The organism is Oryzibacillus soli, assembly GCF_051594765.1.
In the GTDB taxonomy this organism is placed as follows: Bacteria; Bacillota; Bacilli; order Paenibacillales; family NBRC-103111; genus Paenibacillus_AR.
The window spans coordinates 57081-70755 of the sequence record NZ_JBPPGJ010000014.1; the positions used below are offsets into that span (position 1 = coordinate 57081).

The window sequence follows — 13675 nt, forward strand, 5'->3', positions numbered from 1 at the left end:
TTGGCGGAGAGGGAGCCGGTTGCGGTACGGTATGGTTCGTTACGGCGTGGTGGTCGGCGTCGTGTTCCGGCCCCGCACGGTGTTCAGGGCATCGGTGAAGATGTTGGTGATCTCCTGGCGCAGCGCCACCAGCGTCGCCACTACCGCCACGGCGATCAAGCCCAGCACGAGACCGTACTCCGTCATGCCCTGTCCTTCTTCTTCCTTCACGAGACCGATCAGCTTTTTCATCATGATGTATTCGCTCCTTTTTGGGTTTGGGTGTAGGGTGCACGGGTTATCGCACGATGTCTGCTTCTTCCTCGAATCTCACGGTTTGTCCCAGCTCCGGTGCTGCCCGGTACAGGGCGCCTGCCGCAAGCTCCACAATGGACGCCGTTCCTTGAAAGGTTCTTCCGATTCTTCCGGGCTTTAAGTCCGGCTCCAAGCCTACGATGCGATTGTGCAGGTCCAGATGCAGAACATCGATGGCGTACCGCATGAAATAGGTATGGACGGACCGGCAGGGTTTCAGATGCAGGCCGCTGTCCGGCGGGAGATGGGCGGTTCCCATAAGCCCCCGCAATCGGTTTGCAAAACGGTACGCCGGCTTGACCTCCCGGGCCAGCTCGCGGCCGTTTTCCTCGATCAGCAGCCTCACGCTCGCTCCTCCTTTCCTCATGAGAATGGCCCCACCTTTTAGCCGAAAGGAGGGGTTCTGGGCATAGGATATACGCCACAAACTCCCGTCATCTTTCGGTAGCTGGCTGGCATTCCGCCGCTTGTCGCCGCGTCTTAGCCCCTGTAGCTTTGCGCCGCCGGCTTTCGCCGGGTTTGCCTTTATCGAGATTCCGCGAAGTTTGTCGGAATTCGATGATGACTTCATCATAAGGCTGGCAGGGCTGACGGAATATCGGACGAAGTTCGTAATTTTCAGACTTTTCGGAAGGGTGCAAAATGTGTCGTACGACACATTTCCCGCCTAGGGAGGAAGTCGGAGGTTTTGGACATATCTGGAACGCCGGGGAAAACGGCTAGGGCACCAGACAGGGGCGCCCTGCGAAAACGCTACCCCTTCGTAAGCGGCTTCCATTATGTGTCCGTGCCCGGAGGGAAAAATGGCCGGCAGGGCCCTTATACCCTCCACCCCTGCCGGAAGGAGCATAATCTTCCGGCGGCGCGGAACATTACCGATTAGAGGAGGGAGGTGGAAGGCGGATGGCCAGAAGATTGAAGCGGATCGCACGGCAGATGGACCCGGCGGCCGAGGGACGGGACAAGCACTTCATGACCTTGGATTCGTGGAACCAGGACGGCAACTATCAGGCGCGACACGACGAGTTCGGGCCGGAGATGGAGCAGGAGGCGCCCCCGACCCTGAACGGGAAGCCCCTGTAAGGCAGCGCAGCAGCCCAAATACCCGGATCGGACACGCGATGGCGTGTCTGTTCCGGGTATTTGGGGTGTGCGTTTGCTCCGGGGCGGCGGGGCGGGGAGTGCGGGCGGGAGTGCGGGCGGGGCGGAAATGCGGACGCGGATCGAAGGCCACTGGTGGCCTTTATTTCTCCGGCCTGCACCTGCTGCCGGATTGAAGGCCGCTCCTGGCCTTCATTCTCCCGCTCCGCCGTCGGAGCCCTGCGGACGCGGATCGAAGGCCACTGGTGGCCTTTAATTCTCCGGCCTGCACCTGCTGCCGGATTGAAGGCCGCTCCTGGCCTTCATCCCCCCCGCTCCGCCGTCGGAGCCGCTGTGGCTCTTGCTCCACGTCCCGCGACTGGGCCTCACTCCGCTCACCACGGACCGCTCCTCCCGCGCCTACGGCTCCAGACGGCGCACGTCCACCGTCACCGTGAGCCGCTGTTCGCCCGTGCCGCGGTAGATGCCCTTGACGGGGACGATGTCCTTGTAGTCGCGGCCGTGGCCCAGCTTGACGTAGCGCCAGCCCGTCTCCGTCCGGTTGGTCGGGTCGAAGCCCCGCCAGCCGCCGCCGGGCACCAGCACCTCCACCCAGGCGTGGGAGGCCTGCTCGAAGTCGGCGCTGCCGCCGCTCAGGTCCCCGACGAAATGGTAGCCGCTCACGTACCGTGCCGGCACGCCCATCGAGCGGCATACCGCCAGCATCAGGTGGGTGTAGTCCTGGCACACCCCCCGCCGCAGCTCCAGCGTCTCCTCCACGGTGGTATGCACGCTGGTAGCCGCCGGGTCGTACACCAAATCCCGGTGGATGCCCAGATTCAGCCGCTGCGCCCAGGCATACACACCCCCGCCCGCCGGATCCAGCGGATACCCTGCCGAGTATTGCTCCAACTCCGGGGAGAAGGCCGTGTATGCCGTCGGCAGCAGGAACTCACAGTACTTGTCGAAGAAGCGGTCCGAGCGCATCAGCTCCAGCTCCTCCTCCGGCGTCAGCCCGTCGCCGCCGGTGGCATGCCAAGCGGGATCCACCGTGGACACCACCGACCGGGTGCGGACCGTCAGCTCCTTATGGGCCTTGTTCACCGTGAAGGCATGCACCCGGTTGCCGAAGTAGTCCTCATACGTCAGCAGCGCCGCCGCCGGCTCGATGGTCACCTCGTGGTGGTAGCAGGACTGCCGGCTGTTGGTCCGGGGCGTCAGCCGGATCTCATTGACACTGTCCGTAGCCGGCTCCCCATAGGAGTACCGGGTCGTATGCAGAATCTCCAGCCTCATGCGCTAGCCTCCTCCAGCCGAAAAAAGCTGTCCGCCATGGTCCTCCCCAGCCCCCGGCAGCCCTCGGTCAGCCGGAGCAGCAGGGCCCCGGCGGCGTCCGGGGTCAGATCCTCCCGCTCCACGCAGCCGAGCTCCGCCTTAATCTTGCCCGCCTGGCGCAGAGCCCGCTCATGCAGAGGCGTACCCGCCGCCGGCCCTTCGAACCGGCCGATGTCCTCCAGGTGCTCCTCCAGCCGCTCGAAGGCGAAGTACGCCGACCGCGGGAAGCTCCGCCGGGTCAGCAGAAACTCCATGATCTGCGGCGCCGACATCCCGTCGGCATACGCCTTCCGGAACGCTTGGGCGGCGCTGACCGACCGCAGCACGGCATTCAGATACGCATACGGAGCCGCCCGGTCCGCCGAGATGGCCGCCAGTACGGAATGCAGGATCCGGACCGTATTTTCCGCCCGCTCCAGATACCGCCCGCTCTCGATGAAGTGCCACTCCTGCTCCCGGGGCAGCACCGAGTGCTCCAGCCCCTGGAACATGGCGATCCGATCCTTCACCTGCCGGAAGAACGGATTGGGCCCCTCGGCCAGCATATCCGCCACCTGCATGTCCCCCAGCCACAGATAGAACGCGTTGACCGCGTCCCACAGCTCGGTCGGCAGCTTCTCCCGGATACTCCTCAGATTGTTCCGGGCTTGGGACACGCAGCTGAACAGGGAGTTGTTGTATCCCCGGTCCAGCGTCATGAAGGAGAGCACATCGCGCTCCGTGAATTGGTCGAACTGCTTCCGGTAGTCCTCCCGGGCGCCGAAGGCGTCGATCAGCCGCGACCACTTATGCTCCTCGTGGGCAAAATCATTTTCGTGCTGGAGGTGATAATGCACGTCGATGAGCCGGGCATGGTTCTCCGCCCGCTCCATATACCGCCCAACCCAAAACAAAGCCTCCGCATTCCGGTTCAGCATCCGCATCCCTATCCTTTCCCCGGCCCTCTAGGCCAGCACCCATGTATCCTTGCATCCGCCGCCCTGCGACGAATTGACCACCAGCGAGCCCTCCTTCAGCGCCACGCGCGTCAGTCCGCCGGGGATCACGTGAATCCCCGCGTCCTCTCCGCCCATCAGCACGAACGCACGAAGATCGATATGCCGAGGCGCCAGCTTGCCGTCGAGGAAAACCGGCGCGCGCGACAGCTTCACGGTCGGCTGGGCAATATACCGGGCCGGGTTAGCCAGAATCTGCTTCCGGAACAGCTCGATCTCCTCCTCCGAAGCCGAGGGGCCGATCAGCATGCCGTAGCCGCCCGACAAGGAGGTTTCCTTCACCACCATCTCATGGAGCCGACCCAGCACATATTCCCGGTCCGCCGGCCGGGACAGCACATAGGTAGGCACGTTGCCGAGAATCGGCTCCTCCTTCAGATAATAGCGGATCATGTCCGGCACATAGGCATACATGGCCTTGTCATCGGCCACCCCTGTGCCCGGCGCATTCACGATGGCAATATTCCCCGCCCGGTACGCGTTCATAATGCCGGCCACCCCCAGCATCGACGACGGGTCAAAAGCCAGCGGATCCAAATAATCGTCATCGATCCTCCGGTACAGCACATCCACCTGGGTCAGGCCGCCGCCCAGCCCCCGGATGTACACCTTGTGCTCCATGGTCACCAGGTCCCGCCCCTCCACCAGATGGATGCCCATCTGCTGGGCCAGGAAGGCGTGCTCATAGTAGGCGGAGTTATATTCCCCCGGGGTCAGAAGGGCGATGACGGGATCTTTTTTGCGGGAAGGGGAGAGGCTGCGCAGGACCGTAAGGAACCGGTTCAGGCTGGCCTCCACGTCACGGAGGGCATTGGGCAGGGTCAGCCCGGGGTAGAGCTGGTTCATCATGGACCGGCTCTTGAACAGGTACGAGAAGCCTGACGGAGACCGGAGATTATCCTCCAGCACCAGATAGCGGCCGGCCTCGTCCCGGATCAGATCGATGCCCGAGGCGGTGATGTACACGCCGCCGGGAACCCGGACGCCCGCCATTTCGGGGCGGAAGTATTTGTTCGCCACCACCATCCGCCTGGGGACGATGCCGTCCCGGATGATGTGCTGCTCGTGGTAGATGTCGCGGATGAACAGATTCAGCGCATGGACCCGCTGCTGCAGCCCCTTCTCCAGCTCCGACCATTCGCTCCCCGGGATGATGCGGGGGATCAGATCGAAGGGCAGCGTCCGTTCCAGCGGCTGCAGCTGCGAGGGCTGGTACAGCGTGAAGGTGATGCCCTCCTCCATCATGCGGCGGTCGAAGGCCTTCTGCTTCTTCGCGAACTCCTCCGGCTTCAATCCGTTCAAGCAGCCGAACACCTGCCGGTAATGCTCCCGCACTTCAGGCCCGGCCTCCGTCTCCGCGAACATCTCATCGAAAAACCCGCCCAGCGCATAAGGCGCCTCCGGCACTCGCTCCAAAGCATCCATAGCCATCCGACCCTTCTCTAAGTGGATCATGTATATGCCGTTAGATATACTAACATTACTGCCATGAATATTTAGGAATATTTAGAAAATTCCGAGGATTATAAGCATAATACTATCTCCCGTTAAAAATGATGTCAAGTATCTTAACATAACTTGAACCGATTTTTAGATTGAACGCAAAAAACGCCATTCCCATCCTCTAAGGGATGGGAATGGCGCATACGGACCTTCCGGTTAGGGGCGCTGGATCGGGATATAGGTCATCTCGGAGCTTAAGAGCCATGCTCCGCGAACCAGCTTAAGCTCCGTCCCCGTATTCGGGAGCTGCAAGAGCTCCGTTACCGAACCGGCGGAGGGATCATACATCCGGACGGCGGTCCGGTTGGTCCTGTGATCCGTCTCGGACCACATTAAGGGAGCGCCTGGGGCTCCCGGGCTGGAGAGCAGGGAAAGGCTGAGCTTCAGCGTGGTTCCGCCGTCGTTCTCCCCGTTCAGCCAATAGGTGCCGGCCGTCCGGTCCACCACAAGGAGCTGGACGTCGTTCTTGCCGATGACGGGCTCAGGGTGCTTCAGCTCCAAGATGCGCTCCTTGCGGATCAGCGGGGTGGTACGGCCCGTGCGGGCATCCGCCAAGCTGTAGACGGAGCCCGCCTTCACCGGCGGCTCTCCGGGGTCCCGCTCCAGCCTATACTCCCGGATCACTCCGGCGTCCTCCCCAGGGAGCCAGCCGCTCCACTCCACACGCATCCCGCTGTCCGCAGCGGACTTACGCTCCCACACCGGCTTGCCCGCGCGGTCCAGCATCCGGATGCCCTGCGGGGCGATCCGAAGAATATCCTCTCCGTACATGACGTGGTCCACGCTCCGGTCCAAGGTGAATTCGTACAGCCCGTACTCCCCCTTGGGACTCCACAGAACCCCCGGCTCGGCGCGATAGCCCATCTCCTCCGGCAGGGCGGCCAGCACCCCGCCGTCCAGACCGTAGAGCCGGGGCGCCTCCTCCTTGGGCGCGTACCAGAAGGTGCTGCCGTCCGGCGACGGCCACAGGTCGATGGAGGGCCAGCTCTGGGCGAAGCCCATCTGGGTGCGGACGGTCCGCTCCTTCAGGTCCGCCACCCACAGCTTGCCATCGCGGAAGGAGCTGAGCACCAGCCTGCCTCCGTCGGCCGTCAGCCAGCCCGCCCCCTGGAAGTCGCTTCCGAGATCCGGCAGCACCCGGTCCATCACCAGATCGAGCTTACCCGTCGGAAGCTGCAGAGATAAGAGGCGGTATACCAGACTGCCGCTTCCCGCAGGCTGGTACGGCTGCAGGAACAGCAGGTGCTCCGCGTCCAGGAACCCGTAGAACCGGGCGAAGCTGTCCACGGAATACGAGTCCAGGAGGCGGACATCCGCTAGAGGGTAGACCCGGCTCTCCCGCGTGCCAGGGTCTACGGCCAACGCGTCCAACCGGTAATGACGGTCAGCGTCCGTCCCGGTAATGCTCCGCAGCAGATGGATCACCGGAAGCGCCGGATCCTGCGGGACCATGGTCTGGACCGGGTAGGCTTCCACCCCCGGCTCCTCCCGGACTTTGAAGATCACCGTGCCGTCCTTCTCCTCCACCTCGAGCGCAGGAAGACGCTGCATGGCTTCGGGAGGGAGCAGGCTGCCGGGGGCCTCAAGCTCCGTCAGATTCAATAGCTCTCCGGTCTTCGCATCGAGGGTGTACACCTCCCGATTGCCGGCCGGGAACCGGGCCTCCACCTTCCATTGGCGGACCCCTTCGGGAACGGCGTCGATATCGTAGGGGTGGTGCTCCACCAGCTCCGCGCTCCAGACCGCCTCCCGGTCCTTCACTTGGGCTTGGGCGATCCGCAGCGCCTCTTCCTTCGCGATCGTTTCCTTGCCCGCCTCCTCCTCTTTGCAGCCCGCAGTAAGGAGCAGAAGCAATATCAACACCAGCGCAGCACGAACCGGCTTCATGGGCCACACTCCTATTTCCATTTACCCCCTTAGACTCCCTCCCCCTCCAAAAGGTTGCATAACGGCCTGCGCATCCGCTGCGCGAAGGAGCGCGCATTGCCGCCCTTTCCGGGCGACTGACCTTAACCGCTGCTTACACTACGGTCCAGCCCTTCACCTGCTCCCTGACCAGGGAGAGGAACGCAGCGGCTGCGGGAGAGAGCGATTCGTCCTTCCGGGTACAGACCGCGATGGGGTTCAGGAGCGACGCTCCCTTCACCAGCACCCGGTCCACGTCGCCCCGCTCCACGTACTCCCGGACGGCGAGCGAGGAGATGAAGATGGCTCCGTAGCCGGCCATGACCGCCCGGACCATTTCATTCACGCCATTAAATTGCAATCCCACCTTGGGCGGATTCACATTCAGCGCGCGGCACAGGGAGAACAGCCGCTCCCGGGTGGAGCTCCCCTCCTCCCGGAGGATGAACGGCACCTTCATCATCTCGGCCAAGGTGATTTCCTTGCCGGCATATGGATGATTTTGGGGTACGATAAACCAGAGCTCATCCTCCAGCAGCTCCTCCCATTCAATGCCGGGCTGCTCCTCCCAGCCCCCGCCGTAGACGGCGACCTCCGCATCGTACTGCAGAAGCCCCTCCACCGCCTCCCGGGAGTTGGCCGTCGTCAGCACCACCTCCACGGAAGGATGCTCCTGCTTGTACAGGGCCAGCCATTCCGGCAGCAGCAGGTTGGCCGGCAGGTACGTGGCCACGATCCGCAGCACGCCGCTGAAGCCTGCCTTGTACTCCCGCACCGCCTCGTCCACCTCCCGCTCCAAGGCGAAGAGGCGCTTGGCGTGGGCCGCCAGCATCTGCCCGGCATCGGTCAGCAGGATGCCCCGCCCCTTCGAGGCGAGCAGCTGGATGCCGAGCTCCTTTTCCAGATTGCGGATCTGGGCCGTAACGGCCGGCTGGCTGATGAGCAGCTCCTCTGCGGCACGGGTGACGCCGCCCTTCTCGGCTACAGTGTGAAAGATTCGAAGTGCATGCAGATTCATAAGCCGATCATCCTTTTACATAAAAATTGATGAAAAACGAAAAAATATATATTTTTCTGATGAATCATTTTGCCTTATTGTAATAGGTAGCGAAAAATTTCACAAGGCTAACCTTGTGAATCATTAAGGAGAGAAACCATCTATGCGTAAAACAAAAATCGTCTGCACCATCGGTCCCTCCAGCGAAAGCCCGGAAATGCTCCGCAAGCTGATCCAAGCCGGCATGAACGTCGCCCGTCTGAACTTCGCCCACGGCGAGCTCGACGAGCACGCAGAGCGCATCCGCCGCATCCGCGAGGCAGCCAAAGAGCTGAATAAGTATGTAGCTGTACTGCTCGACATCAAGGGTCCGGAAATCCGCATCGGCAAGATGGCCGCCGACTACGCGGAGCTTGTCCCCGGAGAAACCGTGGTCCTGACCACGGAGGAAGTCCTCGGCACCAAGGACCGCATTCAGGTGACCTATAAGCAGCTGCCCCAGGACGTGAAGCCCGGCAGCATCATCCTGATCGACGACGGTCTGGTCCGTCTGGAGGTCGTCAAGGCCGAAGGCACCGAGATCACCTGTCTTATTAAGAACGGCGGCCGCCTGAAGCAGCGCAAGGGCGTCAACGTTCCCGGAGTGAAGACCAGCCTGCCCGGCGTTACCGAGAAGGACGTTCGCCATATCAAGTTCGGCATCGAGCAGAACATCGACATCATCGCTCAATCCTTCGTCCGCAAGGCTGAGGACATTCTCGAGATCAAGCACATCCTCGACGAGCACAACGCCGGACATATCCAAGTCATCGCCAAGATCGAAAATGACGAGGGCGTCGAAAACCTGGACGCCATCCTGAGCGTAGCCGACGGCCTGATGGTCGCCCGCGGCGACCTGGGCGTCGATCTTCCCGTTGAAGACGTGCCTCTGGTTCAGAAGGATATGATCCAGAAGTGCAACCTGGCCGGCAAGCCGGTCATTACCGCCACCCACATGCTGGAGTCCATGCAGGTGAACCCCCGCCCGACCCGTGCGGAAGCCGGCGATGTCGCGAACGCCATCTTCGACGGCTCCGATGCCGTCATGCTCTCCGGCGAATCCGCCGCAGGCAAGTATCCGCTGGAGTCCGTTGAGACTATGGCCCGCATCGCGGTCCGCGCCGAGTCCGTCCTGGGACGTTACGGCCGCTGCAGCTGCAAGGGTGCCGAAACCGCAACCGACGTCACCGGCGCCATCGGTGAAGCTGTAGCCCGCACCGTGCTGGAGCTGAACGCCAAGGCTATTCTGGCTCTGACCGAGAGCGGCTTTACCGCCCGGATGATCGCCAAGCATAAGCCGGCCGCTCCCGTCATCGCCGTCTCCACCAAGGAGAGCGTGCTGTACGCCCTGTCCCTGACCTGGGGCGTTACCCCGCTGCTCCGCAGCGAAGCGGCAGCCAGCACCGACGAAGCCGTCGCCGCCGCCGTATCCCTGGCCCAGCAGGCCGGCTACGTGCAGGAGGGCGACCTGGTCGTCATCACTGCCGGCGTACCGGCAGGCTGCACCGGCGCAACCAACCTGCTTCGTGTGCACCGTGTCGGCGAAGCCTTGTAAGAGATGAGCCTGTTAGGAAGCCGCAGAGGATCCCCGTCCTCTGCGGTTTTTTTGTATGGTTCTTGTAGGACTCTGTCGCAGCCAAAGGCATAAATGCCGTTGGTCGCTCTGATAACGAACGAAGTCAGAGATCAAAGGCAAATATGCCGCTCATTCCTCCACTGGAGGGAAAAAGGGGACTCCCATCCCCGAATCAAAGGCATGATTGCCTTTCATCGAGTCTGGTGTTGGGGAGCTGGATGAACGAAGGGCAAATGTGCCGTTGATCCGACGGAGGGCTTACGGGAGAAACGAAAAAGCGAATCGACCCGTTGACGGGGGAGACGGTGAAGCAGGAGGAAACCGAGGCGGGTGTTCGTGACAAGAAGGTATCCCAAGGTAAGGGCAGGACTAGAGCATGGCCTTACCCAGCGGTGCAGATCACCGGTAAAATAAGACGGTGGGTACTGTTGGTCGCGGGCCACTTTTGGTAAGATTAGTGTGTTATTAGTAAAATTTTTACATGCCCTTTTGGCATTTTGTCGAAATTATTTTCCTTATAAAGGAGTGTATCCTGATGACCACCCCGCCCCTGGAGTACCGGATCCCCTTCCTGCCGGACGCGAACGGCCCGATTGCCTGGGAGCAGGTTCCTCCGGCTTCCATCGGCCATTTCCTCTGGCTCGGCAACGGCTATGCTCCGGAAACCGAGGTCCGCCTCTGTTGGACCCCGGAGCGGCTTCACATCCGATTCCGGGTTCGGGAAGCCGACCCGACCGTCCGTTACCTGGAACGGAACGGGCCGGTGTATCAGGACAGCTGCGTGGAGTTGTTTGTTCAGCCTTGTCCGGAGACGGATCCCCGGTACTTGAATTTTGAGTTGAACGCCCGGGGAACCCTTCTCTTGCAGCTGGGCGCCGGCCGGGAAGACCGGCGCTTTCTCCGAGACGGGGAGAGCGACGACCTGTTCGCCATCCGCAGCGCTATCCATCCGGAGCTTCCTTCTTCCGCTGCCGGGTGCTGGGAGCTGGAGTTTTCCATTCCCTTTCGCTGGCTGCAGGGCTATTTCCCGGACTTCCGGCCGGAATCGGGATGGTTGCTCCGAGGCAATTTCTACAAGTGCGGGGACGACACGCCCGTGCCCCACTACGGCTGCTGGAGCCGGGTCACCTCCGGCACCCCTGACTTTCACCGCAGCTGTGACTTCGGCCTGCTGGAGCTGGCCCTCCGCTAATTCCGTTCCAAGTGCAAAAAGCAAAAGCCTTCCCTCCCGCCTGTTCGGCGGGGTGGAAGGCTTTTGTGCGTGCGGTGCGCAGGCTGCGGAGATCAGACCCCGCTTAGCACCGCGGTGATGTAGATGTAGCACAGGAAGCCCAGGGCGACGGCCAACGTCCAGGCCACGCCGTGGACTACCACATCCTGCTTGGCATTCCGGGCGATGCGCACCACGGAGGTGAAGATGGCCCCCAGGGCGAAGACGATGCCGGACACGACCCCGAGCCAGAAGCCCAGGACGGTCTGGGTCATCTCCAAGAGAATGAAGGCCGCCCAGCCGATCAGGGCGATCCAGAGATAAGTGAACCGCTGCCACAGGTTGTTCATGAGGCGAACGCCTCCTTCGTTGTTGTTATACCGGACGGGTGCCGGTGGTGATGGCGCGGATGACCGAGTCCGCAAACGGGTGTCCGGAGCCCTCGAAGGCCTTGACCGCAGCCTCCAGATCGTAGGGAACCCGGCGGATGGAGATCTGGAACCGGGGTGCAGCCGAAGCGGTGACGGCTTCATCGGATGGAGCTGCATCCTCCACCTCGATCCAAGCGTAAGAGGCTTCGGGGCTGCCGTCGAAGGGCAAGCCGACGCTGCCCGTATTAACGATGGCCCGGCCGTTCAGGAAGCGCACATAAGGCTGGTGGATGTGGGCATAAGCCAGGAGCTTGGCGTCCGTGCCCCCGAATTGGCCCATGAGCTCCTCCTCCGGAGCCAGCGGGAGGACGATATCCAGCAGGTTGAGGGGGTTGGCATGGACGAATAGGGCCTTCAGCCCGGGGGCCAGCTCCTCGTCATAGGAGAAGGGCAGCTCTGCCAGATACGCCAGCTCCTCCTCCGTCAGACGGGATCGGGTCCACTCCATCTCCTTGCGGAGGGCGGCTTCATGCTCCGGTGATTTGGCGAAGCCGGGCTGGATGAAGCTGCGGCCGATCAGCTCGTCGATGTTGCCCTGCAGGACCACGGTGTTGAGATCCCGCACGGCCCGGACGCACCGCTCCGGCAGCGGACCCTTGAACACCAGGTCCCCCAGCACGTAGATGCGGTCCGCCTGCCGGCTGCGGATGTCCTCCAGCACAGCCTGCAGCGCATGGTAATTGCCGTGAATGTCGGCGATAAGCGCCAGTTTCATATCGGTTGGTTCCTCCTTTGGGGTACGGGCAGGCTTACAAGGAATAACGGAATCTTATTCCGCTAAGTTGCAGCGGAGCTCATAATGGGCGGACCGCGATTACCGGCTTCCGTTATGGAAGGGAGCAAGCTGCGGACGCTTAAGTCCTGGCCTTCCGGTATGCTTGTAGAATGCGCAAAAACACGTTCGGAAACGCATATTTATCCATTTCGTCAAAATCCAGCCACCGGTAGCCCGGCGGCAGGGGTGCCCCGGCCGGTGCGATGGCGCCCCCGTAGCCCGGGCCTGGCGCCTCGGCGGCCATCGAGCCGGCCCCCGGCGGCGCAGCGGCTGCGGCTGCGGCGCTTGCGCGGGCTCCGGTGCCGGCGGCGTACGCGGCGCCCGGCAGCGCGCCCGGGGCGGGCAGGCAGCGGTACACGGCCATGTCCCAGTGAATGTGGCTGAACGTATGCTCCGCATCCATCAGCCACTCCACCGGGACCAGGCCGACGCCGTCCTCGCCCGCCAGCTGCGCCGCCAGCTCGCCCATGGCCCGGCCATGGGCCGACGCCGCTGCCGCTGCCTCAGCCGCCTGCGGACCGCCTTCGGCGCCGACCGGGCTCGCGCCCGCACCGCGTCCGCGCCGTGCGGCTCCGCGGCTCCGGCCGCTGCCGGCCGCTGCGCCTTCACCTGCGGCGGCGCTGGGCCCATCCGGGAGCTGCACGTGAGGCAGCTCCCACAGCCGGGCCAGGAGCCCGTCCGCTGGCCGCTGGCGCACCAGCACGCGGCCTGCGTGCTCGCCCGTGCCCTCTACGAGGGCCACGGCACGCCGCTCCGTACGGGGAGGCTTCGCCTTGGCCTTGACGGGCAGCTCGTCCACCCGTCCCTCCAGGCGCGCCCCGCACCACTCCATCACCGGGCACGGCAGGCAATGGGCCGCCTTGGGCGTGCAGATCGTGGCGCCCAGCTCCATCAGCGCCTGGTTGAAGTCGCCGGCGGTCCCTTCGGGTATCAGGGCCTGGGCCAGCTTTTCGATGCCGATACGGGTGGATGGCTTGGCAATGTCCTCCTCCAACACCAGGTACCGGGACAGCACGCGCATAACATTGCCGTCCACGGCCGGCTCCGGCTGGTTGAAGGCGATGCTCAGAATCGCTCCCGCCGTATAGGGGCCGACGCCCTTCAGGCCCGACACGCCTTCCTTGGTATCCGGCACCCGTCCTCCGTACTGCTCGCATACCTCCCGGGCTGCCGCCTGCAGATTGCGGGCCCGCGAATAATAGCCCAGACCCTCCCAAGCCTTCAGCAGCCGCTCCTCGGGTGCATAAGCCAGCGCCTCCACTGTTGGAAACCACTCCATAAAACGGTTAAAATAAGGAATGACCGTCTCCACTCTCGTCTGCTGCAGCATAATCTCGGATACCCAGATCCGATAGGGGTCGCGGCTTCGTCTCCAGGGCAGATCCCTGCGGACGGAACGGTACCATTCCAATAACGGCTCGGAGAACCGCTTTTTCGTCTCATCCAGGCTGTCGAACTTTTTCATCGGCTTCTCCTTCTCATTTGTTGGATGGGTTCGGTATAATAGGGAGGGGTCAAAAGACCCGAATCGGACC

The 13675-nt window shown here is 62.8% G+C and carries 14 protein-coding genes and 1 riboswitch; of the genes, 3 read left to right on the plus strand and 11 right to left on the minus strand.

Features of this window, described 5'->3' with window-relative positions; genetic code table 11:
- Nucleotides 1-39: 39 nt before the first annotated feature.
- A complete protein-coding gene (locus ACSEXW_RS18965) occupies nucleotides 40-234 on the minus strand; it encodes a Flp family type IVb pilin (RefSeq protein WP_438447742.1) in 195 nt (64 codons plus the stop codon).
- A gap of 43 nt (nucleotides 235-277) precedes the next feature.
- Nucleotides 278-640: a DUF192 domain-containing protein gene (locus ACSEXW_RS18970; RefSeq protein ID WP_438447743.1), complete on the minus strand. Its 363-nt coding sequence runs from the start codon at nucleotides 638-640 to the stop codon at nucleotides 278-280.
- Between the two features lie 94 nt (nucleotides 641-734).
- Nucleotides 735-828, minus strand: a riboswitch (cyclic di-GMP riboswitch).
- Between the two features lie 369 nt (nucleotides 829-1197).
- Between ACSEXW_RS18970 and ACSEXW_RS18975 the strand changes: the two genes are divergently transcribed.
- Nucleotides 1198-1377 carry a hypothetical protein gene (locus ACSEXW_RS18975; RefSeq protein ID WP_438447744.1) on the plus strand — a complete coding sequence of 60 codons (180 nt, stop codon included), beginning with the start codon at nucleotides 1198-1200 and terminating at the stop codon, nucleotides 1375-1377.
- Between the two features lie 270 nt (nucleotides 1378-1647).
- Here ACSEXW_RS18975 and ACSEXW_RS18980 read toward each other — a convergent pair whose 3' ends face one another.
- The 6 genes from ACSEXW_RS18980 to ACSEXW_RS19005 all read right to left on the minus strand — a co-directional run bounded on the left by ACSEXW_RS18980 (nucleotide 1648) and on the right by ACSEXW_RS19005 (nucleotide 8130).
- Nucleotides 1648-1773: a hypothetical protein gene (locus ACSEXW_RS18980; protein WP_438447745.1), complete on the minus strand. Its 126-nt coding sequence runs from the start codon at nucleotides 1771-1773 to the stop codon at nucleotides 1648-1650.
- Between the two features lie 21 nt (nucleotides 1774-1794).
- Nucleotides 1795-2670: a transglutaminase family protein gene (locus ACSEXW_RS18985; protein WP_438447746.1), complete on the minus strand. Its 876-nt coding sequence runs from the start codon at nucleotides 2668-2670 to the stop codon at nucleotides 1795-1797.
- On the minus strand, nucleotides 2667-3626 hold the full coding sequence (locus tag ACSEXW_RS18990; protein ID WP_438447747.1) for an alpha-E domain-containing protein: 960 nt from the start codon (nucleotides 3624-3626) through the stop codon (nucleotides 2667-2669). Before ACSEXW_RS18990 ends, ACSEXW_RS18985 begins: the two co-directional genes overlap by 4 nt.
- Nucleotides 3627-3653: 27 nt before the next feature.
- A complete protein-coding gene (locus ACSEXW_RS18995) occupies nucleotides 3654-5129 on the minus strand; it encodes a circularly permuted type 2 ATP-grasp protein (RefSeq protein WP_438447854.1) in 1476 nt (491 codons plus the stop codon).
- Between the two features lie 234 nt (nucleotides 5130-5363).
- Nucleotides 5364-7094: a PepSY domain-containing protein gene (locus ACSEXW_RS19000; RefSeq protein ID WP_438447748.1), complete on the minus strand. Its 1731-nt coding sequence runs from the start codon at nucleotides 7092-7094 to the stop codon at nucleotides 5364-5366.
- Nucleotides 7095-7227: 133 nt separating this feature from the next.
- Complete coding sequence (locus tag ACSEXW_RS19005; RefSeq protein WP_438447749.1) at nucleotides 7228-8130, minus strand: LysR family transcriptional regulator; 903 nt, start codon at nucleotides 8128-8130, stop codon at nucleotides 7228-7230.
- A gap of 142 nt (nucleotides 8131-8272) precedes the next feature.
- Between ACSEXW_RS19005 and pyk the strand changes: the two genes are divergently transcribed.
- Nucleotides 8273-9703 carry a pyruvate kinase gene (pyk, locus tag ACSEXW_RS19010; RefSeq protein WP_438447750.1) on the plus strand — a complete coding sequence of 477 codons (1431 nt, stop codon included), beginning with the start codon at nucleotides 8273-8275 and terminating at the stop codon, nucleotides 9701-9703.
- A 556-nt stretch (nucleotides 9704-10259) separates the two neighbouring features.
- A complete protein-coding gene (locus tag ACSEXW_RS19015; RefSeq protein WP_438447751.1) occupies nucleotides 10260-10916 on the plus strand; it encodes a carbohydrate-binding family 9-like protein in 657 nt (218 codons plus the stop codon).
- Between the two features lie 92 nt (nucleotides 10917-11008).
- Here ACSEXW_RS19015 and ACSEXW_RS19020 read toward each other — a convergent pair whose 3' ends face one another.
- The 3 genes from ACSEXW_RS19020 to mutY form a co-directional block, all read right to left on the minus strand.
- Complete coding sequence (locus ACSEXW_RS19020) at nucleotides 11009-11284, minus strand: hypothetical protein (protein WP_438447752.1); 276 nt, start codon at nucleotides 11282-11284, stop codon at nucleotides 11009-11011.
- A gap of 25 nt (nucleotides 11285-11309) precedes the next feature.
- Entirely contained in the window at nucleotides 11310-12080 is a 771-nt protein-coding gene (locus ACSEXW_RS19025; protein WP_438447753.1) for a metallophosphoesterase family protein, read from the minus strand.
- Nucleotides 12081-12219: 139 nt separating this feature from the next.
- A complete protein-coding gene (mutY, locus tag ACSEXW_RS19030; protein ID WP_438447754.1) occupies nucleotides 12220-13605 on the minus strand; it encodes an A/G-specific adenine glycosylase in 1386 nt (461 codons plus the stop codon).
- Between the last annotated feature and the right edge of the window lie 70 nt (nucleotides 13606-13675).